This is a genomic window from Gordonia sp. NB41Y (assembly GCF_030718915.1).
Classification (GTDB): Bacteria; Actinomycetota; Actinomycetes; order Mycobacteriales; family Mycobacteriaceae; genus Gordonia; species Gordonia desulfuricans.
This window is the reverse complement of record NZ_CP132196.1, coordinates 2,517,009-2,538,827: the sequence shown is the minus strand read 5'-3', so window position 1 is coordinate 2,538,827 and position 21,819 is coordinate 2,517,009. Positions and strand designations below refer to the sequence as shown.

General features: G+C 66.1%; 21 protein-coding genes and 3 tRNA genes. 12 read left to right on the top strand and 12 right to left on the bottom strand.

Going from position 1 to position 21,819, the window contains the following annotated elements; genetic code table 11:
- The first annotated feature begins 55 nt into the window (after positions 1-55).
- Positions 56-140: transfer RNA gene (locus Q9K23_RS11030), tRNA-Ser, on the top strand.
- A 265-nt stretch (positions 141-405) separates the two neighbouring features.
- On the opposite strand, the gene Q9K23_RS11025 is transcribed toward Q9K23_RS11030, so the two are convergent.
- Positions 406-1,506, bottom strand: a complete 1,101-nt coding sequence (locus tag Q9K23_RS11025) for a Fic/DOC family N-terminal domain-containing protein (RefSeq protein WP_053778703.1) — start codon at positions 1,504-1,506, stop codon at positions 406-408.
- Positions 1,507-1,836: 330 nt separating this feature from the next.
- Between Q9K23_RS11025 and Q9K23_RS11020 the strand changes: the two genes are divergently transcribed.
- Positions 1,837-2,007 (top strand): DUF664 domain-containing protein, encoded by a 171-nt coding sequence (locus tag Q9K23_RS11020; protein WP_222838398.1) that lies wholly within the window; start codon positions 1,837-1,839, stop codon positions 2,005-2,007.
- A 104-nt stretch (positions 2,008-2,111) separates the two neighbouring features.
- Here Q9K23_RS11020 and Q9K23_RS11015 read toward each other — a convergent pair whose 3' ends face one another.
- Positions 2,112-3,389 carry an IS256 family transposase gene (locus Q9K23_RS11015; protein WP_053778630.1) on the bottom strand — a complete coding sequence of 426 codons (1,278 nt, stop codon included), beginning with the start codon at positions 3,387-3,389 and terminating at the stop codon, positions 2,112-2,114.
- A gap of 199 nt (positions 3,390-3,588) precedes the next feature.
- Here Q9K23_RS11015 and Q9K23_RS11010 point away from each other — a divergent pair, with 199 nt between their 5' ends.
- A complete protein-coding gene (locus tag Q9K23_RS11010) occupies positions 3,589-3,777 on the top strand; it encodes a DUF664 domain-containing protein (protein WP_020792346.1) in 189 nt (62 codons plus the stop codon).
- A gap of 444 nt (positions 3,778-4,221) precedes the next feature.
- Here Q9K23_RS11010 and Q9K23_RS11005 read toward each other — a convergent pair whose 3' ends face one another.
- Positions 4,222-5,772, bottom strand: coding sequence for an FAD-binding protein (locus Q9K23_RS11005; protein WP_053777049.1), 1,551 nt, complete (start codon positions 5,770-5,772; stop codon positions 4,222-4,224).
- Between the two features lie 72 nt (positions 5,773-5,844).
- On the opposite strand from Q9K23_RS11005, the gene Q9K23_RS11000 reads away from it, so the two are divergent.
- Positions 5,845-6,831: an alpha/beta hydrolase family protein gene (locus Q9K23_RS11000; protein WP_020792347.1), complete on the top strand. Its 987-nt coding sequence runs from the start codon at positions 5,845-5,847 to the stop codon at positions 6,829-6,831.
- Between the two features lie 289 nt (positions 6,832-7,120).
- On the top strand, positions 7,121-7,831 hold the full coding sequence (locus Q9K23_RS10995) for a YoaK family protein (RefSeq protein WP_160319592.1): 711 nt from the start codon (positions 7,121-7,123) through the stop codon (positions 7,829-7,831).
- 65 nt (positions 7,832-7,896) lie between these two features.
- Here Q9K23_RS10995 and Q9K23_RS10990 read toward each other — a convergent pair whose 3' ends face one another.
- The 3 genes from Q9K23_RS10990 to Q9K23_RS10980 all read right to left on the bottom strand — a co-directional run bounded on the left by Q9K23_RS10990 (position 7,897) and on the right by Q9K23_RS10980 (position 10,027).
- Entirely contained in the window at positions 7,897-8,271 is a 375-nt protein-coding gene (locus tag Q9K23_RS10990) for a hypothetical protein (RefSeq protein WP_020792236.1), read from the bottom strand.
- A 265-nt stretch (positions 8,272-8,536) separates the two neighbouring features.
- Positions 8,537-9,433: a DUF1524 domain-containing protein gene (locus Q9K23_RS10985; RefSeq protein ID WP_305950504.1), complete on the bottom strand. Its 897-nt coding sequence runs from the start codon at positions 9,431-9,433 to the stop codon at positions 8,537-8,539.
- 288 nt (positions 9,434-9,721) lie between these two features.
- Entirely contained in the window at positions 9,722-10,027 is a 306-nt protein-coding gene (locus tag Q9K23_RS10980; protein ID WP_222838370.1) for a helix-turn-helix transcriptional regulator, read from the bottom strand.
- A gap of 119 nt (positions 10,028-10,146) precedes the next feature.
- On the opposite strand from Q9K23_RS10980, the gene Q9K23_RS10975 reads away from it, so the two are divergent.
- Positions 10,147-10,989 carry an NAD-dependent epimerase/dehydratase family protein gene (locus Q9K23_RS10975; protein ID WP_053777018.1) on the top strand — a complete coding sequence of 281 codons (843 nt, stop codon included), beginning with the start codon at positions 10,147-10,149 and terminating at the stop codon, positions 10,987-10,989.
- 71 nt (positions 10,990-11,060) lie between these two features.
- Here the strand turns inward: Q9K23_RS10975 and Q9K23_RS10970 are convergent, their stop codons facing one another.
- Positions 11,061-12,170 carry a magnesium transporter CorA family protein gene (locus Q9K23_RS10970; protein ID WP_020792449.1) on the bottom strand — a complete coding sequence of 370 codons (1,110 nt, stop codon included), beginning with the start codon at positions 12,168-12,170 and terminating at the stop codon, positions 11,061-11,063.
- A gap of 26 nt (positions 12,171-12,196) precedes the next feature.
- Between Q9K23_RS10970 and Q9K23_RS10965 the strand changes: the two genes are divergently transcribed.
- A complete protein-coding gene (locus Q9K23_RS10965; RefSeq protein ID WP_053777019.1) occupies positions 12,197-13,318 on the top strand; it encodes an acyltransferase in 1,122 nt (373 codons plus the stop codon).
- 87 nt (positions 13,319-13,405) lie between these two features.
- Positions 13,406-14,710, top strand: a complete 1,305-nt coding sequence (locus tag Q9K23_RS10960; RefSeq protein WP_082365842.1) for a hypothetical protein — start codon at positions 13,406-13,408, stop codon at positions 14,708-14,710.
- Positions 14,711-14,717: 7 nt separating this feature from the next.
- On the opposite strand, the gene Q9K23_RS10955 is transcribed toward Q9K23_RS10960, so the two are convergent.
- Complete coding sequence (locus Q9K23_RS10955; RefSeq protein ID WP_053777020.1) at positions 14,718-15,218, bottom strand: thioesterase family protein; 501 nt, start codon at positions 15,216-15,218, stop codon at positions 14,718-14,720.
- Positions 15,219-15,349: 131 nt separating this feature from the next.
- On the opposite strand from Q9K23_RS10955, the gene Q9K23_RS10950 reads away from it, so the two are divergent.
- On the top strand, positions 15,350-16,348 hold the full coding sequence (locus tag Q9K23_RS10950; protein ID WP_053777052.1) for an alpha/beta hydrolase family protein: 999 nt from the start codon (positions 15,350-15,352) through the stop codon (positions 16,346-16,348).
- A gap of 78 nt (positions 16,349-16,426) precedes the next feature.
- Here Q9K23_RS10950 and hisC read toward each other — a convergent pair whose 3' ends face one another.
- Positions 16,427-17,491 carry a histidinol-phosphate transaminase gene (gene hisC / locus Q9K23_RS10945; RefSeq protein WP_020789696.1) on the bottom strand — a complete coding sequence of 355 codons (1,065 nt, stop codon included), beginning with the start codon at positions 17,489-17,491 and terminating at the stop codon, positions 16,427-16,429.
- Between the two features lie 156 nt (positions 17,492-17,647).
- Between hisC and Q9K23_RS10940 the strand changes: the two genes are divergently transcribed.
- Positions 17,648-17,739 (top strand) — tRNA-Ser (locus Q9K23_RS10940).
- A 38-nt stretch (positions 17,740-17,777) separates the two neighbouring features.
- Positions 17,778-17,850: transfer RNA gene (locus tag Q9K23_RS10935), tRNA-Arg, on the top strand.
- Between the two features lie 340 nt (positions 17,851-18,190).
- Here Q9K23_RS10935 and Q9K23_RS10930 read toward each other — a convergent pair.
- The 3 genes from Q9K23_RS10930 to Q9K23_RS10920 all read right to left on the bottom strand — a co-directional run bounded on the left by Q9K23_RS10930 (position 18,191) and on the right by Q9K23_RS10920 (position 20,733).
- Entirely contained in the window at positions 18,191-19,255 is a 1,065-nt protein-coding gene (locus Q9K23_RS10930; RefSeq protein WP_053777053.1) for an acyl-CoA desaturase, read from the bottom strand.
- Positions 19,256-19,572: 317 nt separating this feature from the next.
- Entirely contained in the window at positions 19,573-19,779 is a 207-nt protein-coding gene (locus Q9K23_RS10925; RefSeq protein WP_020789698.1) for a cold-shock protein, read from the bottom strand.
- 165 nt (positions 19,780-19,944) lie between these two features.
- Positions 19,945-20,733 carry a DUF899 family protein gene (locus Q9K23_RS10920; protein WP_053777021.1) on the bottom strand — a complete coding sequence of 263 codons (789 nt, stop codon included), beginning with the start codon at positions 20,731-20,733 and terminating at the stop codon, positions 19,945-19,947.
- 308 nt (positions 20,734-21,041) lie between these two features.
- On the opposite strand from Q9K23_RS10920, the gene aqpZ reads away from it, so the two are divergent.
- Positions 21,042-21,815 (top strand): aquaporin Z, encoded by a 774-nt coding sequence (aqpZ, locus tag Q9K23_RS10915; RefSeq protein WP_020789700.1) that lies wholly within the window; start codon positions 21,042-21,044, stop codon positions 21,813-21,815.
- Positions 21,816-21,819 lie beyond the last annotated feature (4 nt).

The following is a 21,819-nucleotide window of genomic DNA, read 5'->3' as shown; positions in this document are numbered from 1 at the left end:
TCGTCACCGAGTCGGTGTGACCCCACGTCGGGAGGTCACGTACCCTTTGCGGCAGGGAAGCGTGGCAGAGCGGCCGAATGCACTCGCCTTGAAAGCGAGCGTGGGTAAAACCACCGGGGGTTCAAATCCCTCCGCTTCCGCCGAGGCCCTCACCTGTCTGTGCAGGTAGGGCTCTTTTACCGTACGGCGGGGGCGTCTGTGGGCCTTGCTGCCCACGATTCGCCCACACCCGCTGCTGATCAGGCGAGTCCGTGGGCTACACCGACGGTATCGGGATCCTCGTCGTACAAGTCGGTCGGGAGCTGTAGTGCCAGGTCGCGAGCTCCAGATGTAACCTAGGTCACTAAAAACTGCTAACTTTGTTAGCTGTTTTTCATACTTTTTCGAGCCATGTAAACATCCTTTCTATGTCGCGACCAGGGGCTCAGGGCGAGCCAGCACACGCAGGAACTCGCGGTTGATGAACAGGCGGTCGCGCCCAACTTTGATGTCCTGAAGTAGCCCGGCTGCGGCGAGAGAACCGAGCCAGCTCGTAGCCGTCGGACGTGACACGTCACAACGCTCTACCACTGTGTTGATGCGGCAGTAGGGCTGCTCGAACAGGAGCGACTGAAACTCAGAGTGTGCGGTGCCCTTGTTGATTGCACGCGAACGCTGTCCGAAGCTTTCCTGGAGATCGCGTATGGCGTCGATCTTGCGGAGGGTCATCAACGACGTGCTCTCGATACCGGCGAGAATGTAGAGCACCCACTCTTCCCATGCGCCTTCCGACGTGACGGCGAGAAGGAGTCGGTAGTAGTTGTTCTTGGTGTCGATGATGTAGCGAGACAGGTACAGGACTGGCATCCGTAGGAGTTCTGCCTCAACCAGCATCAGGACGTTCAGAATTCGTCCGGTTCGTCCGTTGCCATCCGAGAACGGATGAATCGCTTCGAACTGGTAGTGAGCGGCAGCCATACGGACGAGGGGGTCGAGTCCGTCTTCGGCATGAACGAAGTGTTCCCATGCGTTCAGCTTCTCCACGATCAAGTCCCGCCCCTCGGGTGGGCTGTATACGACCTCGCCGGTGCCAGGGTTCGCGATTCTCGTCCCTGGGACGGCTCGTACCTTCATCTCGCGGGCCTTGATGATGCTGCACACGGCCGACGCAGTTGAGGCCGTAAGTCCCCGTTCCTGGGTAAGGGAGAACCCTCTGCGTAGGGCGGTGCGGTAACGCAGGGTCTCGCGAGTGGCTGCGTCGGCTGACGCCTCGTCGTCGTCGATGTGGCGAAACAGTTCGTCTGTCGTGGTGACGATGTTCTCGATCTCGGAGCTGGCCTGCGCCTCCAGGACGGGGATCGAGTTGATCAGGACGGTCGGGTTGGGCATTGAGAACGCAGCCTGGTCAAGCTTTGCAAGAGCAGTTCTCGCGCCGATGGCTGCTTTGAGTACAGACCTGGTCTCCAGTACGTCAACCTCGGGTGGTGGTGGTAGTGCGTTGTATGGCTTCTCGGGCTCCCAGGTCATGCGGCTGACCCTCTCACAGCTCGCCACAATATGTAAAGTTTGAGGCAAGATTTTTACATGTTTTGGTGGTATGTGAACTTAGTTTGCAGTTGTGTCGGGCCCCAACTGGGGCCTCCTCGTGGTCGAGGTGTCGGAGACGGGCCGCCCACGTGTTGCCGCAATTGCGCGCGAACAGGGGTGATGCGAACCAACCGGGGATGCTTCACAGGGCCTGGTGAGGTGTCGGTGGTGAGTGAGCATGTCTCATGGTGTGGGACCCGCATCTGACATGCCGGGGCGGTCGATGCGTCCGCGGAGGTGGCCGGTGTTTCGGTGCCCAGGAGGGCTGCGATGATCAAGCGATTGGTCGAAGACCCGCGAGTTCACCCGCCGCAGAGCGCAGGCGAACGTGCCTCGCTGACTGCGTTCCTGGACTACCACCGCGCAACGCTCGCGATGAAGTGCGAAGGGGTGACGGACGACGACCTCAAGCGCGGTGCGCCGTCCCGCCGTCTGCTCTGACACTGCTCCGGCTGATCCGACACATGGCTGCCGTGGAGATGAGCTGATTCAGCGTCGTGCTCGACGGCGCCGAGTTATTGTCAAGACCTGTGGATGGGCGAGTTTCAGGCGGCCTCCTCGGAGTCTGAGTTGGGGTCGGGTTCGACGAGTTTGCCTTTTTCGAAGGTGGCGCCGTCACGGACCAGTTTCACCAGGTGCGGTGCGTTGACCGCCCGCCATTTCGATTGGGCAGCCTCGATCAACTTGTAGGCCATCGCGATGCCGGCGGCCCGTGATCCGGGGCCTTTGGTCACCTTGGTCCGCAGTCGCACGGTCGCGAACGTGGACTCGATCGGGTTGGTGGTGCGCAGATGTATCCAGTGTTCGGCCGGGTACCGGTAGAACTCGAGTAGCACGTCGTCGTCATCGACGATCTTGGCCACGGCCTTCGGGTACTTGGCGCTGTAGGCTTTCTCGAACGCGGTGATCGCTTGGCGGGCGTGGTGTTCGTCTTCGGCGTTGTAGATTTCCTGCATCGCCTTGATCGCGTTGGGGTGGGCTGATTTCGGTAGCGCAGCAAGAACATTGGCTTGTTTGTGGAACCAGCATCGTTGCTCACGCGTGTCGGGGAACACCTCCCGGATCGCGGCCCAGAAGCCGAGCGCCCCGTCCCCGACGGCCAGAGCCGGCGCCGGCATGCCGCGGCGTTTGCACGACCGCAGCAGATCCGCCCACGACTCGGTCGATTCCCGATACCCATCAGCGACTGCGATGAGTTCCTTCTTGCCGTCGGCGCGGACCCCGATCATCACCAGCAGGCACAGCTTCTCCTGCTCCAAACGCACCTTGAGGTGGATACCGTCGACCCACAGGTACACATAGTCGGCGGTGATAGCCCGGTCGGCGAAGGCGGCGGCCTCTTTCTGCCATTGCTTGGTCAGCCGGGTGATCGTGGCCGCCGACAGTCCGGCGCCCGACCCCAGGAACTGCTCGAGCGCCGGCCCGAAATCACCCGAGGACAGCCCATGTAGATACAGCAACGGCAGCACCGCGGAGATCTCCGGACTCTTACGCGCCCACGCGGGCAAGATCTTCGACGAAAACTTGTGCCGCTCCTCGGTTTCGGGGTCGACACGCTTGTCATTGACCCGCGGTGCTTTCACCGTGACCGCACCCGCGGCGGTCATCACCTCCCGCGCGTTGTGGTACCCGTTACGGACTACCAGTCGGTGCCCGTTCTCGTCGACCTGATCGGCGAACTGGTCGATGTAGGCGGCCACCTCCGCGCGTAGCGCCGCGGCAAGCATCTGTCGGGCGCCGTCACGCACGATCTCATCGAGGATCGAGCGGCTCTGATCGTCGGCCGGGTTGGAACCTTCATTGGTGTTGACTACCGTGAGCACGAGGCGTGCCTTTCCGCCAGCGCTGCAACGCTGACTTGATCAAGTGACTACCGGGATCATATTTGCGGGAAGGCACGCCCTCCCAGATCCACAGGTCTTGATCATTCCTCGACGGCGCCGACGCCCAACCAATATGGGCGACGAGCGCCGACGGCAGCTTCGAGGTGGACGCTTCCGATGCGCGGGAGACATTCATTCGATGGCACAACGCGTGCAGGACCTCGCGCGGCGTTCTCGCGCAGCTCCCGACCTCGACTACACGGTGGAGTCTGACGGTGAGGCCTACTCGGTACGGTACGTGCTACTGCACATGATCGAGGAGCACGCCCGCCACAGCGGGCACGCCGACCTTCTTCGGGAGGCTATCGACGGTCAGGTCGGCGAGTAGCGACTATCTGACGATCGGCGCTCGCCGGACCGTCGCGCGCATCGGATGCATCAGTGACTTCTATTGCCCGCGAGCATATCTCGCAGTCTCGCTCGCCAGAATCTGTGCCTCGTCCACGGGTAGCATCATCGCCGGCCCGTCGCCGAAGCGGTGCAGGTTCGGACCCGTTACGCGGACGACGACGTGCGCGGGTGGCCCATTTGGCGGTCGGCCCGGAGGGGCGATGATCATTCCGTCGAGGCGGATGGTGGCAGGGTCGTCGAGGGAGCCCGGCGCGATGTACCAGTGTGGCCGGGTCGTTGCACGCATCCGGTGTCGAGGAGACGATTGCGCTGGGTCGGGATGCCGGTCTCGACGTCATGCCGGCCAGACGGGTGAATCGTCGATCGGGACCGTCAGAGTGCCTTGGGCACAACAGGACCGAATTCCCGCGGTGATCACGGTTCACGTCGTGACACCGAGCTCGTGGGTGAAGCAGCCGAGTGGATCCCACCGGGCTTTCGCTTCTTGTAGGCGAGCGTAGTTCGTTTGGTGGTAGAGGACATGCCAGGGCACGTCCGGGTTCCATTCCGGGGCGGCCATGTCGGAGTCGGGATAGTTGACATAGCAGCCACCGTTGGCGTCGTCGGGCTTCGGGACCCCGCCGGTGTCGGCGTAGAGAGTCCGATAGAAGTTCCGAACCCAGGCCAATTCGTCGGTGCCCGCACGTGACCGGGGCCAGGCCGCGACCATCTGCAGTTTTGCGATCGAGGACCGCTCGGCGAGCGCCGTCTGGGCGGGTGAGACCGCATTGATCTGCCCGCCCACGGTGAAGAGTTCGATACCCGACCCTCCGTCCACGATGACGGGATCGCTGAGGAACCGATGGAGTGTTCGCAGTTGCCGGTCGGAGAACGGTGCACGCAAGAAGGCCGACTTGGTCTTGATCGCGGAGGTCGCCGCGCCACGAGGTGTGCAGTACTGCAATGTGGCGTCCAGGAAGGGGCCCTCGACGGGCCGTGCCGGAACCGGTGGTGGCCATACCCCGCGCGACAGATCGGCGGCGAATTCGTCGTAGATGTGCCGTGCCTCCGCGTTGTAGTACGTCTCGACACGGACACCACCGGTGTGGAGTGACCCGGCGTGGAGCGTGCCGTACATGCTGCACCCAGGTGAACCGGGTGTGGAGTGAGCGGAAAAGTAGCGCAGGAAGTTGCCGACGAAGGCCGTGAACGCACTGATCGTGGGCACCGCGAGATGCACCTTTCCCACCCGTATCCGGGCGGGTGGTCGGGGTAGAGCGGTCCGTGGATCATGACCATCGGACCCAGCCGATCGTAGTAGGAACCTGGTGATCACCCCGAAGTTCCCACCGCCGCCACCGGTGTGTGCCCACCAGAGGTCGCGATGTGGGCCGTCGCGGGTGGCCAGGACCGGTCTTGCCTGTCCACTGCCGTCCACGACGACGACCTCGACGCCGTATACGTGGTCGGCCACTGCCCCGAACTGGCGGGACAATCCCCCGAATCCGCCCCCGCTGATATGCCCGGCCGCACCGACGCCGAGGCATGTTCCACCCGGGATCGTGACCCCCCAGCCTCGGGCAAGCCGCCGGTACGCCGTACCCAGATCTACGGAGGCACCGAGTGAAAAACTGTTGTGTTCGCGGTCGAACCCGAGGCCGCCCAACTTCTCGAGGTCGATGAGGACGCGTGTCTGAGGGCCGTCCACGAAATCCTCGAAACAGTGTCCGCCGGAGCGTAATCCGATCCGTGCCCCGGCATCGACGGCCCGCTGGACGGCGAGGATGACAGCCTTCGGGTGATGCGGCACCAAGATCTCCCGCGGCGTGGCCCTGAAACGGGGGTTGTAGCCGCGGGATGCCAGTCGCGCATATCCCGGGTCGCCCGCAGACAGCACGTCCATGTCACCACCGGGAGTCGCCATGGCACGGGTTGCCGGGCCGGTGGCAGCAAGGCCGGCGGCAGCGGCGAGAAACGCTCGGCGGGTGACCATGGTGGCCACGGTAGTCATCATCGGTGCCGACGCCAGTGCGACAGCGGAATTCGACACGACAGCGCTTCGGCGATGGCCACGATCATCGCCGAAGCCGTCGTGATCGTCGGAATCATTTGTGTACTAGCACTTTTACCGATGTCGCCGCTCCCTGCGGCCGCCCAGGCTTTCCCGAACTCTTCTCCGACGAGGGGTGAGCGGGTGAGTTCCGTTGCCGTGCATTCACCGTCGATGAATCGCGACATAGATCTCACCGTCATCACACCCGCCGACAACTCGCGGCCACGGGGCGTGCTCTACCTGATGAATGGCGCCGCCGGAGGAGAGAATGAGGCGAATTGGCTACACAAGACCGATCTGGTGCGGTTCCTGGCCGACAAGGACGTCTACGTCGTCATCCCCACTCAAGGTGCCTACACCTACTACACCGATTGGCTTCGATCTGATCCACGACTGGGTGTGAACAAGTGGTCGACATTCCTGGGTGAGGAACTGCCGTCGATCATCGACTCGCGGTATCCGACGAACGGGCACAACGTGATCGCCGGGATCTCCGGATCGGCGACGTCGGCATTGAACCTGGCCATCGAGCATCCCGGGCGGTTCCGCGCCGTCGCTTCCTACAGCGGGTGTGCGGCAACCTCGGACGCATTCGGGCAACTCGCTGTTCGTTCGGTGGTCGAGTTGCGCGGTCAGTCGGATGCGACGAACATGTGGGGCGCCTACGGGGGGCCGGTCTGGCGTGCACACGACCCTGTCGTGCACGCCGACAAGCTGCGAGGGCTGACGCTGTTCCTCTCGTCTGCATCGGGGCTACCGGGTGAGCATGACAGTTCCCGCGAGGTCCCTGATCCCGCTCACCTGATCGACCAACTCGCGGTCGGTGGTGGAATCGAGGCGGCCACGATGTACTGCACCCGGCAGTTGCAAGATCGACTCGAGAATCTGGGAATTCCCGCCACATTCGACTTCGTCACCCGCGGCACCCACTCGTGGCCGTACTTTCAGGAGGCAATGCATCGCTCGTGGCCCTTCCTGGCCCCCGCGCTCGGTGACTGATTCACCGTGGTCTGAGCCGATGGCGGCGCCTGGATCAACGTCGCGTTCTCGGTTGCTGATGTCCATCGGCGTTCCCGCCGCGACGTGCCGGCGGCGGCCCGGCCAGAAGCCGGGTCGTGGCTGTTCGGTTCGCAACTCCCCGCAAGATGATCGGATGGCCGATACTCGTCAGCGGACCCAGATCTCCGCGGACCGTCGGAGGCCGGGCCCGATGACGATGTCGTGTCCCTTGGGTGCAGGCTCTGCGGCACCACGGGGGACACGCGAGGAACTCGACCAAAGGTTGTGCGTGACTGCGAGAACCGCCCGTGCGGAGAGAAGCGCCCGCCTGGGCTCGTCGGACGTCGTCCTCGGCGTATGGCTGCTGGGTCTGGCCGGATTCGTCGACGCGATCGCATTCGTCGTGTTGCAGGGCAGCTTCGTGGCGTTCATGTCCGGCAATTCGACGATCCTCGGGTCGTCGACGGCGACCGGTCACTGGGGTCTGGTCGGGCTGACGGCGTTGCTGGTCGTCCTGTTCTTCGGGGGGTGTTTCGCCGGCGCGGCCATCGTTCGATGGGTCGGGCACGCCCATCGAGTGGTCATGGTGGCGATCGCCGTCGTGATCCTGGTCGGTGCGATCGTGGCCACCACGGCATCGGAGTGGTCGGGCATGGTGCTGATCGCCCTCGCCGGCGGCCTGATCAGTTCGGCATTGTCGGCGGGCACCGACGTGCACGTCGGGTTGACCTATGTCACCGGAACTCTGGTGAAGGCGGCCCATCAACTGGCCGCGGGCATCGGGACCGAGCACCCGTGGAGCTGGCTGTCCACCGTCGGCTACTGGTTCTCCTTTGCCGTCGGCGCGGCGCTCGGCGGGCTCGCCTTCCGCGGGTTCGGTGCGCAGGCGTTGTGGATCGCGGTGGGACTCGCGGTGGTCGCCTGCGTGCTCCCGGTGCGGCGTGAGACCGACGCGCCCGACGACGCCCCGGTGCCGGCGCCCGATCCTGAACACCGCTGACCCGGGATTCCGCATCGCCGGTCTCACACTCGGCCGGGACGCCGCGCCCACCCTGCCCCGATCGGTCAGTAGCAGCTCGCCCAGCTGTAGTACTCCGAGTTGTCGTTGGACTTGGCGACGACCCGGCCGTTGACCCAGATGGTGCACGACACCGCGCCGCCGTCCTCGTCGGTCACACTCGCCGAGGCGAAGCCGCCGTATTCGTCGGTCTCGGTGAATCGGTAGTACCGGCAGCCGTCGGACATGTCGACGAATTCCTTCTGGGAGTTGCCGTATTTGTTGGTGAACTCCAGTTCGGCGACGTCATTGTTGCCGCAGAACTGGTACTGCACCGCGTCGTACTGGTCGGTGGACTCGGCGTGCGCCGGCGTGGAAACCAAACCGATTGCTGCACAGCTCATACCGATGATGAGCGCGGCGCGCTTGGATGCCTTGGTCATTCTCGTCTCCTGGGGGAGTGGGGGGAAGAACTCCGTACGCGAGAATGTTTATCAACCGGCTCCGACAAACACGGATTCGTCGTCGTTCCACTGTCATTCGGCTGATCGACAATGGTCGAAAGGATTCCGTGACCATATCCGGGCATCGAACGAACGATGCGGTGTGCACAGGCCGCCGGCCCCTGATCGGGTCGGCGATCCGCGCACACCGCATCCGGTGTCGCTGTTGGCATGTGGGGCCGGACTCGGTGTCCGGCCGCAGTGGCTACTCGCAGGCCACGCCGTCACCGTCGCGGTCGAGGGCGGACCGGTATCCGGGCTGGCCGCGGTAGAGCGGGGCGGCGCCGGCAGCACGGGCCTGGCTGCAGTTCTTGAAGTACACCGAGCTCGGGCTGGACTGCTCGGGCGCGGACTGGCGCGGGGTGGTGGTCTGCGGAGCGGACTGCTGCGGGACCGCGGGCACCGGCTGCTGCGGTGTGACCGCGGCACCACACGACGACAGGATTCCGCGGATCGCATCCTTCTCGGCCTGGGTGACCCACAGACCGTAGGCCTTCTTCACCGATACCTGCTTGGTCACATAGGTGCAGCGGTAGGACTTGTTGGCAGGCAGCCAGGTGGCGGCGTCACCGGCACCCTTCTGCTGATTGGCCGGACCCGACACCGCGAGCAGGTTGGCCGGATCGTTGGCGAAGTTGCGGCGCTTGTCGGCGCTCCACTGCTGCGCACCCTTCTGCCACGCATCCGAGAGGGCGACGACGTGGTCGATCTGCACCGCCGACGAGGTGTTGCTGCCGCGGACGAAGTGGATGGTCTGGCCGGTGTACGGGTCGTTCAGGGTGCCCGAGGCGACCACGCAGTTCTGCGTGCCCGGCTTGATGGTGATGGCGGTGAGGTCACGCCGCAGGATGTCGTTGCGGGTGTCGCAGCCGTTGTGACCACCGGTCACCGTCACGTCGTCGGACCACGCCTGCCCGAACTGGGCCCGGTCGTAACCGGTCTTGGGGGCACGCCCCTTGACGGGAAGCGACTCGAGATCGCTCAGCGCGCTGGTGGCGTTCGCCGCGGGCGCCGCGTGGGCGGGGGTCGAGCCGGCGACCGCCGGACCTGCGAGCACCGCGGCCGCGGCGATTCCTCCGACGAGCAATGACTTGATACGCACTACCGAACACACCTTCCTGCTGCCCCACCCCGGATGCATTCTGCCCGGCCAAGGGACGCAACGGAAATCGGTTCCTGTCATTCGACCGGTGGAATTCGCCGGCGGTGTGATCCGGGCGGGGGACGTCTCGACGTCGTCGAAAAGTGTTTTTTCGCAGGAGGTTTCGGTTCTTCTCGATGCCTGCTGCGGTGGTCCGGTGCTCCGTCGGCAGGCTCGTGACACTTCCCGTCCAGCGCTCCTGGCGGGCACCGGCTCGGGTCACGGCAGCCGGCCGTCCGGAGGACAGCGCTAGCCGGCAGTCATCACGGCGTCGAGGAGTCCGGGCATCCGCTCGTCGAGGTCGGCCAGGCGTAACTGGTTGATGATCGACGTCCCCTGATAGTGCTGGCTGATGATGCCGGCCTCGCGGAGCACCCTGAAATGGTAGGTCTGCGTCGATTTGCTGACCGGGAGTGCGAACTGGCTGCAGGTCTGTGTTGCGCCGCCGTCGAGCAGTTGTCGCACGATCCGCCGACGCATCGGGTCGGCGAGCGCCGCGAGGACAGCGTCCATGGTGATCTCGTCGGTCGTGGGATGTTCCAGGGTTCGCACGATGCCTCCTCTCGCAACTGTATGACATACCCCCCTTGATCTTAGTACGAGAAATCTAGTAGTACTGGAACCGTCGTAGTACGAGATGCTACGTACTAGTCGATTCGAGAGGAGTGCATGCCATGAAGGTTCTGCTCACCGGTGGTACGGGATACATCGGCGGTGCGGTGCTCACCGAGCTCGTCGCCGCCGGGCATGAGGTGGTCGCCGCGGTGCGCAGCGACACCGCGGGACAGGCGGTCGGCGCCGCTGGGGCAACCGCGGCGATCGGTGATCTCACCGACGTCGGGTGGTTGTCCGAACAGTTGTCGGACGTCGACGCGGCCATCCACACGGCGTCGCCCGGCGATGCGTCGAGCGCCGCATTCGACACCGCGGTCGCCGATGCGGTGATCGGCGCATTCGGCGGAACGCCCAAGCCGTACCTGCACACCAGTGGCGTGTGGATCTGGGGAAACGGATCGGATCTCACCGAGGACGGCGTGCTCTCGCCACCGGACATCGTGTCGTGGCGACTGCCGCTGGAGCGGCGCCTCCTCGACTCGGACGTCGCCGTGACCCTGCCCGCTCCGGGAGTGGTGTTCGGCAACCGGCAGGGCATTGTCGCCACGTTGCTGCCTGCCGGTCACGACGGGGTGGTGCCGCTGGTGGGTACCGGTGACCAGCACTGGACACTGGTGCACGTGGACGACCTGGCCAAGCTGTATGTCCTTCTGCTACAAGCTGACTCGCCTGCCGGTCACGTACTGGGCGTGTCCGGCCTGAACGCGACGGTGCGGGAGATTGCCGCCGCTCGATCGCCGCAGGCCACGCTCACGCCCGAGACCACCGACGAGAGTGGTGCCCGTCTGGGAGAGCTGTTCGCCGAGGCGCTCCTGCTCGATCAGCAGGCTTCCGGATCGAAGGCCAGGTCGCTGGGCTGGACACCGCGATACACCTCGCTGGACGACGTCGCACGGTCCTGACCCCCGACCGACGCCGGCACCCCCGTTTCCCGGGGTGTCGGCGTCGTGCGTCGGTCGGCGGGGTGCACCGGTCAGAGCCAATCCCGACGCCGGAACTGGACATAGAGCAGCCCCACCACCACCACGATCAGCACCGTGCTGACGAGATAACCGATGGTCGTCCCGAACAGGGGGAAGTTGACGTTCTGTCCATAGAACCCGGTGATGGCGGTGGGCACCGCGATGATCGCCGCCCATCCGGTCAGCTTCTTCATCACGGTGTTGAGGCGGGCGTCGTTGAGCGCCAGATTCGTCTCGAAGACGGTGGTGATCATGTCGCGCAGCGACTCGGTCCACTCCGCCGCGCGCAGGGCGTGGTCGTAGAGGTCGGAGAAATGCGGATCGAGTTCGGCCGGGGCGTGGTTCTCGAATCGCCGACGCTGGATCGCGGCGATCACCTCGCGCATCGGCACCACCACGCGGCGCAACAGCACCAGGTCCTTGCGCAGGTCGTAGGTGCGGCGCTGCAGGGGCCGGTTGCCGGTGGACTCGTCGAAGAGCAGTTCCTCGAGTTCCTCGATGTCGGCGTCGAGGCGCTGGACGGCATCGAAGTGTCCGTCCACCACCACGTCGAGCACACCGTGCAGCAGCGCGCCGATGCCGTACTGCTCGCCGCCGACGTCGTTCCACCGATCCACCACCTCCTGGATGTCGAATCCCGGGGCCAGCCGCACCGTGATCAGGGCATTGCTCATCAGGAAGATCGAGATGCGCTGCAGGGTGAACGATTTCGCCCTGCGGGCGAACGGGGAGTGGCGGTCGACGCCGAGTGCGGTCAGGTCGACGTCGGAGTTCTCGGTGCCGCCATCGCGCGCCCCGGGATCGGTCACGCCGGGATCCTTCGGGGGCCGGGGGATGACGGCGTAGACGGTCATGAACGTGTAGTGGCCGTACACGACGGTCTTGACGCGTTCGGCGGCGGCGATGGTGTCCTGGATCGCGAACGGGTCGAGGTCGAGTTCGGTGGCCAGCGCGGTCAGGGTGCCGTGGTCGGGGCAGTCGAGATCGGCCCAGATCAGGGTGTCCGGGGCATCGAGATGCTCGGAGATCTCGTCGAGGCGAAAGCCCTCCACCGGTTTTCCGTGCCGCCAGATCTGGCCCCGCACCACTTCGCGGTGGCCGGTACCCGCTGCATCCGACATGGGCCCCATCTTGGCAGGATCGGGGGATGGCCGCGCGCGTACCCTCGCTCACCGGCGTCCGGACCGTGGCCGCGCTGTCGGTGGTGGCGACCCACGCCGCGTTCTGGGTCGGTGACTACACCGACGACTACCCGGGCCGCCTGTTCGCCCGGTTCGAGGTGGGCGTCCCCGTCTTCTTCGTCCTCTCCGGGTACCTGCTGTTCGTGCCGTGGGTACGAGCCGCCGCCGACGGCACACCCGCCCCGGACACCGGCCGCTACCTGTGGCATCGCGCCCGGCGCGTCCTGCCCGCCTACTGGCTCACCGTGATCGCGGTGTACCTGCTCTACGGCTTCGCCCCGCCGGGGGGTGTGGACTCGGCCACCGGGACGGGCTGGTGGGGATTCGTGCGCAATCTGACGCTGACCCAGGTGTACGGCCCGGGCCACCTGCACGGCGGTCTCACCCAGATGTGGAGTCTGGCCGCCGAGGTGGTCTTCTACCTGGTGCTGCCCCCGATCGGCTGGGTGCTGGTCGTCGGGCTGGCCCGCCGGAGTTGGCGACCCGATCTGCTGATCGGTGGACTCTCGGCGCTGCTGCTGGTCAGTCCGGTGTGGATCGTCGTCGTGGCCGGCAGTGACGGGCTGTCGCCGACGGCGCGGCTGTGGGCGCCGTCGTTCTTCGGCTGGTTCGTCGGCGGGATGCTGCTGGCCGCCTGCGCGCCGCTGGTGCGCCGGTGGAACACCACCGGCTGGCTGCTCACCGCCTTGGCCGCCTTCGTGCTGTCGGGGACCGCGATCGCCGGCGAGCCGACCATCACACCCACCACGGCGTCGGCCACCCTGGTCAAACACGTTCTCTACCTGGTGATCGCGGTGGGCGTGGTGGGTCCCTTGACCGCCGACGACCAGACGTCGTGGTGGACGCGACTGTGTGCGAGTCGCCCGATGGTGTGGCTCGGCGAGACCTCCTACGAGCTGTTCCTGGTGCACGTGATCGTGTTGGAGTACGTGATGGCCCTGCTCGGCTATCCGGTGTTCACCGGGCATGTGGTGCCGGCGTTCGTGGTGACCGTGCTCATCTCGGTGCCGGTGGCATGGGCGCTGCACCGGGGCACCCGCCCACTGTGGCGGGCGCGAACCCCCGGGACGCAGATTTCCCGCAGGTAGCATGGGTGGGGTCGGTTGCGAACGCAGGCGGCGGACCCATCCGGATGTCCCGCGCCGCGACGCACGACGCGGAAGTGAGGGGCGATGATGACCGACGACGGATCGACGCGGGGCGACGGGGCGCGTCCCGGTGGGAGCCGCACCGGTGGGGGACGTGCCGCGGCCGATCGGGGACGGCCCCGCAGTTTTCCGGCCCCGGGTAGCAACGACATCCGTTCCTGGTGTGACCACTCGGCGGTGCCGGGGGAGCGGCCCGAACTCTCCGACACCTCGGCCACGCTGATCGCATCGGGCTATCTGACCCCCTCCGGGCGTGCGATCCTGGTCCGCCGGATCTCGATGGGCCTGCCGATCCCGGCCCTGATGACGGGTTTCGGGGACATGCGCCGCCTGCAACGTTCGATCGCCCAACTCGAGTCACAGCTGGCCGGGCCGATGCTGCCCGGCGTGGTGGCCGCGGTGCTGCGCAACCGGCTCAACGGCCTGGTCCGGCGCCGCGAGGAGGCCCGCAAGACCATCGTCACCGGTAAGGGCGTGTTCGCCGGCAGCACCCGCGCCATCCGGCGCGAGCGCCGCGAGAACGTCTACCTCGAGATCGACGAGCGGGAACGGCTCTTCGCGGGTCTGCTGTGCACCCCGACCCCCAACGTCAACACCATGCGGTCGGTCCGGCGCGCCGGGTCGGTGGCCGTGGAGCGGATCGCCGGTGTGGTGGGTCAGGTCGCCGCGAAGTCGGGCAGCCGGCAGGTCGAGCAATGGGCCGACCAGATCGCCGCGGCCACCCCCCGGGACACCCCGGCACCCGCGGCCCCGGGCTCGGCCAATCTCGTCGACGGTTACGAGACGCTGCTGTTCGTCGCCGGCCACTACTACGACCGGATCATGATGAATCCGGCCTGGCGGTCGGATCACTTCGCGGTGCAGCGCACCCAGGTGAACCTGCATGCCGAGCTCGCCGAGATCGCCACCGACGTGATCGCGCTGCGTGCGGTGCGGGTGGATCTCGACCGGGCCAAGGCCGGTGGCGGGTTCGACCAGGCGTTCGCCGAACAGATCGATCGGCGTGAGAGCGCGCTGCGACCGGTGTGGACCGAACTGATCGACCGGGTGCAGGCGCTGAGCGAGGTCGCGCACGTGGTGGAGTCCGCCGCAACGGAATTGCGCATCCTGGCCGAGTACGACAAGGCGGCCACCATCGACGACCGGATCGACGCACTGATCGCCCGCTCCGGTGACCGGGAGATCTCGGTGGACAACGCCAAACGGCTCACCGAGCAGGTACGCTCCGGCGAGGAGCAGCTACGCATCTATCGAGATGTGTTGCAGGGCAACATTGCCCGACTGTCACCGTCGGTGCCTCGTGAACTGCCCGCACGCTACGAGCCGTCCTGACCCGGGGTCAGCGTGACCAGGTTCGCAGGTGGTCTTTCTCCATCGGCGAGAGGCGACGCAGGGTGTGTGCCTCGACGTCGACGACGGCCATCTGGGTGCTCGCGATGCAGGCGGGTTTGCTCGCGGGAGTGGCAGCGGAGCCCCGGATCTCGTAGCCGATGGTGAAATCCACCGAACGAAATCGCTTGATCCACATACCGATCTGCAGTGGCGAATCGTCGTGGCGGAGTTGCGCCTGGTAGCGGATCTCGACGTGGACGATCATCGCGCTGGTGATCAGCGGTGCATACTCGTCGCCGGCGGAGAGCAGCCACTGGATGCGGGCCTCCTCCATGAGCGTGATCATCCGCGCATGGTTGATGTGACCGAATGCATCCATATCCGACCACCGCACGGGAACCCGTGCGGTGAAAGCGAACTCGTCTGCTCCCAGGCCGCTGCCGACTGCGGTGCCGGTCGAGTTGTCCGGGCGCTGTGACGGGGTCGCATCTGGGGTCGGTGTGGTCATCTCCGGTCGCGCTCCTGATGGGTGCCTGTGAAGTGGCGCTGCCGACTGTCTGTCCGGCGGCCTCGCCAGTAGTGTGGCAGTCGACGACTGTCGCATGGCGCCCGGGGCGCGCCGTGCGCGAAGGGGATGGGATGAAGTCAAAGCGCATGGCCGTGCTGCTCGCGGCATTGGTCGGTTTCTCGGCGCTGATCGGTACCGGCTCGCTCGACCCTGCGGTCGCCGACGCCGCACCGGGCGTGCGCGTGGCCAAGCGGGTGGCCGTGAGTCCATTGCGGACCGATATCTGGGTGTACTCGCCGGCGATGCGTCAGCGGGTCAAGGTGTCGGTGCTGACCCCGGTCGGTGCCACCGGCCCTCGCCCGACGGTCTACATGCTCGACGGCGCCGGTGCCGAGGGGCAGGTCAGCGACTGGATCACCAAGGGACACGCGGGCCGGTTCTTCGCCGACAAGAACGTCAACGTCGTCCTGCCGGTCGGCGGGGCGAGCAGTTTCTACACCGACTGGCAGCGCACCGACCCCAAGGTCGGCAAGCCGATGTGGGAGACCTTCCTGACCTCCGAGCTCCCGCCGGTGATCGACAAGACCTTCAACGGCTCCGGTCGCAACGCCGTGATCGGGCTGTCGATGGGTGGGCAGTCGGCGTTCGCGCTCACCGTGCGCCATCCCGAGCTGTACCAGGGACTGGCATCGCTGAGCGGATGTCCGCCGGTCACCGGACCGGCCAACGAGGCCTACGTCCGCACCACCGTCGGCCGTTCCGGCGGTGACGCGACCAACATGTGGGGACCGTTCGGCTCTGTCGGATGGACCGCCCACGATCCTGGTTCGCACATGGACCGGTTGCGCGGTAAGGACATCTACCTCTCCGCCGGCTCCGGCGCGGTGGGTCCGCTGGATCTGCAGCGCAAGATCGACCCGGAGGAGGGGCCGCCGGTGGCGGTCACCGCGTCGTCGTCGGCGCTGGAGGCCGGTGCCTACCGCTGCTCGCTGGAGTTCGCGGTGCGGATGCGTGCGGCCAACGTGCCCTACACCGACGGTTTCCGTCTGATCGGTACCCACACCTGGGGGTACTGGGAGCAGGACCTACCCGCCGCCTGGCAGACGGTCTCGCGGCACCTGTACTACTGATTCGGCACTGCCGACGATCGGCGACGCCGGGGACCGAACGGTTCCCGACGGGGTCCCGCCGGGTGCCGCGCGGGCGGGCTACGCCTGCTGTGCCCAGGTCTCGGCAAAGGTGAGGAACTGGTCGTTCTCGGCGGCCTCGGTCACCGTCACGCGCACACCGTCGCCGTCGAAGGGTCGCACCACCACGCCGGCCTCGACGCCTGCCCGTGCGAAATCCATTGCACGTGAACCGAGGTCGAGCCAGACGAAGTTGGCCTGCGAATCGGGTACCCGGTAACCGGCGGCGCGTAGCCGCGTGATCACCCGATCCCGTTCGGCCGCAACGGCGTCGGTGCGTGCGAGAAGTTCCTCGCGGGCGTGCAGGCAGGCGATCGCGGCGGCCTGCGCGACGCTGTTCACCGAGAACGGGACGTGTGCCTTGCCGAGTGCGGTGATCACGGTCGGGTCGGCGACGGCATAGCCGACGCGCAGCCCCGCCAGCCCATAGGCCTTCGAGAACGTGCGCAGCACAACCAGGTTCGGGAACTCGCGATGCAGTGCGAGGGAATCGTAGGCGTGCTCGGCGTCGGGGCGGGTGTACTCGAAGTACGCCTCGTCGAGGGCGACGACCACGTCGGCCGGCACCTGCTCGAGGAAGGCCCGCAGTTCCGCTGCGGTGGCCACCGTGCCGGTGGGGTTGTTCGGGTTGCACACGAAGATCAGGCGGGTGCGGTCGGTGATCGCCCGGGCCATCGCGGGCAGGTCGTGCACGTCGTCGGCGGTCAGCGGGACCCGTACCGCGGTGGCCCCGATCAGCTGGGTCGCCAGGGGGTAGGTCTCGAACGAGCGCCAGCCGAACAGCACCTCGTCGCCGGGTCGGCAGGTGGTCAGGATCAGGTTCTGGCAGAGGATCACCGATCCGCAGCCCACCTGGATCTCCTCGGGACTCACGTCGAGGTTCTTGGCCAGTTCCGTGGTCAGCTCCACCATCCCGTTGTCGGGGTAGCGGTTGACCGACGACGCGGCGGCGGTGATCGCCTCCATCACGCTGGGCAGCGGCCCGAAGGTGACCTCGTTGCTCGCGAGCTTGACCGCGTCGGGGAAGGTCTTCCCCGGCACGTACACGGGCAGGTCATCGAGGTCGGGGCGGATGCGCGGGGTCACCCGTCAACTGTAGGCCCGCGGGCGACCGCCGCCGATCGCGGCCGGGTGAACGCGACACCACCGCTCGGTAAAATCGTCCTGACCAGCCGATTTGCGTCTATTGGTGCGCGGTGTGTAAGTTTCTATCCGGCAGTTCGGCAACGAACTCCCCGCTAAGGAGGCGTGCCAGAGCGGCCGAATGGGACTCACTGCTAATGAGTTGTCTCGCTAAAACGGGACCGGAGGTTCAAATCCTCTCGCCTCCGCCAACCGCGGTCGGCCGACTGCGGTACAACTGAATAGCTACGCGCCCGTAGCTCAACGGATAGAGCATCTGACTACGGATCAGAAGGTTTGGGGTTCGAATCCCTACGGGCGCACGAAGAAACCCCAGGTGAGACACCATTTCGATGGTCGGATCGCCTGGGGCTTTTTCTGTGCGAGGAGGTTCAACTGTGATCCGGTTGCGCTCGCGGCACCTTGAACCCGCACTGCTGTGGTCCACGGGAGGTGCCGGTTGCGTGAACGGCGCATGCGACGGGCAGCTCTGCGTGCACCTTCTGAACGACGGTCTCGGTCCGCAGGGGCCGGTTCGGGGTGACCGCAGCAGTAGGCCTGGCCGGCGTCAGGACGCTCGGTGAGGTGGATTGTGCGCCCCGACGACCTCGGACGGCACCGGGATGAGCGCGCAGGCCTCCGTGAGCCCGGTGGATCGTCGGCTCACCGGTACATCCGGACGAGCGGGCAGGTGAAGGGGTCGCGATCGCCGAGACCGGCCTGATTGAGGTAGCGGATGACGATCGCGTAGGACTCGAGGAGCGAAGTCTCGGTGTAGGTCACCGAATGGCGCGCACAATGGGCTCGGACGAGTGGGCGGACCTTGGCCAGGTTCGGGCGCGGCATGCTCGGAAACAGGTGATGCTCGATCTGATAGTTCAGGCCGCCCATCATGAAGTCGGTGACCCGCCCGCCTCGGATATTGCGTGACATCAGGACTTGCCTGCGCAAGAAGTCCACACGAATATCTTTGGGAACCAACGGCATTCCCTTGTGATTGGGTGCAAAAGCACCACCCAGCAGCAGGCCGAAGACCGCCAGCTGGACCAGGATGAACACGATTGCCTGGGCGACGGTCATGACCAGGAAGGGCACCGCGAATCCCACGGCGAGCCGAACGATGACCAAAGACAACTCCAGAATCCGTTGCGGGACAGGAGTTCTCGACAGAAGGCCCTGGATGCTTGCCGAATGGAGTGCCGCCGCCTCCAGTGTCAGCAGGGGGACGAAGAACCACCCCTGCCGTCGGGTGAACCATGCATACGCACCGGAGCGGGTGGCGGCGACCTCCGGGACGAATGCGATCGGGCCGCCGTCGATATCGGGGTCGACGCCGATCTGATTCGGCGATTTGTGGTGACGATTGTGCTTGTTGCGCCACCAGTGCAGTGACAGCCCGGCGCCCAGGGAGGCGACGAGGCGTGCCGTCCATTCGTTCGCCACCTTGGAGGCGAAGATCTGCTGGTGTGCGCCGTCGTGTCCGAGGAACCCGAACTGGGTGCTGATCACGGCGAGCACGACGGCGATGCCGATCTGTGCCCAGGAGCTCCCGATGAGCACGACCGCCGCCCACGCGGCCACGAAACTCACCGTGGTGGCAGTGATGCGGACGAGGTAGTAGGTGCGCCTGCGTTCGAGGAGCCCCGAGGCGCGGACCTCTGCGGCCAACTCGGTGTAGGTGCTCACATAGCGATTGCTGCGGGTACGGGTCTGGTCGGTGTGCGACAAGGCGCCTCGATGCTTTCGGCTGGGTACATGGAATTCGTCCATTGGGACACCGAGACCGGTTGTGTCAAGGCGGAGGGTTGAGAACGCACGTCGGTGCGTGGATGTACGGAATGGGGCCGCTCGGGCGGATACGCCTTCTGTTGTCTCGACAGTACAGGAGCGATGGTGCCGGCCACGCCGATTCTCGGGGCCGGTGACAGGGAAAAGGCGGGGGCGGGCGCTCACCGGTGGCGGCCGCCACGGTGGTTGACCCACCCCGGAAATGCACAACACCCCGGCACTGCCGGGGTGTTGAGGTGTCAGACGTCGACCAGAGGTCAGACGACACTCACGTTGACGGCCTGGGGTCCGCGGTTGCCCTGTTCGATCTCGAACTGAACGCGCTGGGACTCTTCGAGATTGCGGTATCCGCTGCTCGCGATGGCGGAGTAGTGGACGAAGACGTCACCCTTCGAGGTGTCGTCGGGGGCGATGAAGCCGAAGCCCTTGTCGCCGTTGAACCACTTGACGGTTCCTTGTTCCATGCTGTTGTTGCTACTTTCTTCAGTGCGTAGGGCCAAAGACTGGACCCCACGTGTCCATTGTCTCATGGATTCGCGAATCGTGCTGCGGTTGGCCCGGGAACCGACGTCACGGGCATCCACTCGGCCCACGACGGCGATCGTGGGCTGTGGCGCAGCGTGGTCGGTCTACCCCGCATCCGACCCGTCGCGTCCGAGCGTGGTCTCCGGGGTGGCGTCGGGGCGCGTCCACTGCGGTGTCGGTCGACCTGTGGGGCCCCAGGTCGCCTCACCGTCGACGTCGACCCGCCAGTACCAGCACGCATGGTTCCCCTCGGGTCTGTCGTCGGGGGTGTCCTCCCAGGTCTCGCCGCGTCCGTACGGTGTCCGGTCGAGCGCCCCGAAGGCGCCGGCCAGGGGTTCCAGGCCACGGCCGGTGGTCCGGTAGGTGAGGAAGGTGCGGTCGCCGTCGCGTAGATAGACGGTGTAGAAACCCATGTCACCGCCGATCGGCTCATCGAGTCCGCGGACCGAGAACCAGGGGATGCGGTAGTCCATGAAACCGGTGTAGGGCTCCACCTCGCCCCATGCCCCGACGGTGAAGATCGCCGGGGAGACCCCGCGTGCGGCGAGGTAGGGGGCGGCGTTCTGCAGGTGCCACGCGGTCACGGTGCAGCCTTCGCACTGGCCCTGGTGCGGGGCCCCGTCGTGCCACATGTGCTTGTAGACGGCGAGTTCGTCGCGTCCGCCGAACAGGTCGATGAACCGCACCGGGCCGGACGCGCCGACAACCTCCGCGGTGCCGTCGAACTCCACCATCGGCAGCCGTCGACGTTCGGCCGCGAGCCGGTCACCTGCGCGGGTGTGCGCCTTCTCCCGGACGAGGAGGTCGTCGACGGCGCGCTGCCAGGTGCTGTGGCCGACGATCGGTGGCCGGCCGGGCAGGTCGTCAGGGCGCGGGGTGGAGATGAAGGTCATGGTGTCCTCCCGGATGGTTCGTCCCGGATGGTTCGTCGGGCGCCGGGACTGCGGCACCCGGCTGTGGGGACAGACCGGTGGGCGGCGCAGGACTCATCGGATGGGCGATTCGACCGTTTGGCATCGGTTCGGTGACATGGGCGCCAACGGGATGGCACGGTCTGGTCTCAGAGTGGTCACCGGGACCGGTTCCGCCTAGGCGATTCACGCCGGCGGATGTTTGAATTGCGTTACGCAAGTCTCAGGAGTTGCTGATGTGACTCACGTCAGCATGCCTCACATTCCCCGTTCTGTGGAAGGTATCGCGAATGATCCCCGAACCGATCAACAAATACCTCGCCGAACTGTTCGGCACGTTCTGGCTGGTCTTCGGTGGCTGTGGCACCGCGATCTACGCGGCGAAGCAGGTGGCACAGGGCGACGACAAGGGCACGCTGATCCAGTTGGGTGTCGGTTTCCTCGGCGTCGCGCTGGCCTTCGGCCTGACCGTCGTCACCATGGCCTACGCCCTGGCACACATCTCCGGTGCCCACTTCAACCCGGCCATCACGCTGGGCGCCGCCATCAGCGGCCGGTTCGCGTGGAAAGACCTGCCCGGCTACTGGATCGCGCAGGTCGCCGGTGGGCTGCTCGCCGGCCTGGCCCTCTGGGGTATCGCCTCGGGCAAACCCGGCTGGAACGCCACCGGCAACATGGCCGCGAACGGCTACGGGGAGCACAGCCCCGGCCATTACACCCTCGCCGCGGTGATCATCGCCGAGATCCTGCTCACCGCGTTCTTCCTGATCGTGGTCCTCGGTGCCACCGACGGCCGGGCGCCCGGCGGCTTCGGGCCGCTGGCCATCGGTCTCACCCTCACCCTGATCCACCTCATCTCCATCCCGATCTCCAACACCTCGGTCAACCCTGCCCGCTCCACCGCGGTCGCCTTCTTCAACGGTGACGGCGCACCCGGCCAGCTGTGGGTCTTCTGGGTGGCACCACTGATCGGCGGACTCATCGGTGGCCTGATCTACCCACTGCTGTTCGAGGACGGAAAGTTCCGGTTCGGTGCGGCAAAGCAGGAGGTGAGTGCTTCCTAGAACA

What these genes read in the sequence shown, in the direction of transcription:
- Q9K23_RS10950 (WP_053777052.1), top strand. Translation starts at nt 15,350, where the DNA reads ATGAAGTCAAAGCGCATGGCCGTGCTGCTCGCGGCATTGGTCGGTTTC.
- Q9K23_RS10920 (WP_053777021.1), bottom strand. Translation starts at nt 20,733, where the DNA reads ATGACCTTCATCTCCACCCCGCGCCCTGACGACCTGCCCGGCCGGCCA.
- Q9K23_RS10975 (WP_053777018.1), top strand. Translation starts at nt 10,147, where the DNA reads ATGAAGGTTCTGCTCACCGGTGGTACGGGATACATCGGCGGTGCGGTG.
- Q9K23_RS10970 (WP_020792449.1), bottom strand. Translation starts at nt 12,170, where the DNA reads ATGTCGGATGCAGCGGGTACCGGCCACCGCGAAGTGGTGCGGGGCCAG.
- Q9K23_RS10960 (WP_082365842.1), top strand. Translation starts at nt 13,406, where the DNA reads ATGACCGACGACGGATCGACGCGGGGCGACGGGGCGCGTCCCGGTGGG.
- aqpZ (WP_020789700.1), top strand. Translation starts at nt 21,042, where the DNA reads ATGATCCCCGAACCGATCAACAAATACCTCGCCGAACTGTTCGGCACG.
- Q9K23_RS10925 (WP_020789698.1), bottom strand. Translation starts at nt 19,779, where the DNA reads ATGGAACAAGGAACCGTCAAGTGGTTCAACGGCGACAAGGGCTTCGGC.
- Q9K23_RS10965 (WP_053777019.1), top strand. Translation starts at nt 12,197, where the DNA reads ATGGCCGCGCGCGTACCCTCGCTCACCGGCGTCCGGACCGTGGCCGCG.
- Q9K23_RS11025 (WP_053778703.1), bottom strand. Translation starts at nt 1,506, where the DNA reads ATGACCTGGGAGCCCGAGAAGCCATACAACGCACTACCACCACCACCC.
- Q9K23_RS11010 (WP_020792346.1), top strand. Translation starts at nt 3,589, where the DNA reads ATGGCACAACGCGTGCAGGACCTCGCGCGGCGTTCTCGCGCAGCTCCC.
- Q9K23_RS10990 (WP_020792236.1), bottom strand. Translation starts at nt 8,271, where the DNA reads ATGACCAAGGCATCCAAGCGCGCCGCGCTCATCATCGGTATGAGCTGT.
- Q9K23_RS11000 (WP_020792347.1), top strand. Translation starts at nt 5,845, where the DNA reads ATGGCCACGATCATCGCCGAAGCCGTCGTGATCGTCGGAATCATTTGT.
- Q9K23_RS11005 (WP_053777049.1), bottom strand. Translation starts at nt 5,772, where the DNA reads ATGGTCACCCGCCGAGCGTTTCTCGCCGCTGCCGCCGGCCTTGCTGCC.
- Q9K23_RS10955 (WP_053777020.1), bottom strand. Translation starts at nt 15,218, where the DNA reads ATGACCACACCGACCCCAGATGCGACCCCGTCACAGCGCCCGGACAAC.
- Q9K23_RS11020 (WP_222838398.1), top strand. Translation starts at nt 1,837, where the DNA reads ATGATCAAGCGATTGGTCGAAGACCCGCGAGTTCACCCGCCGCAGAGC.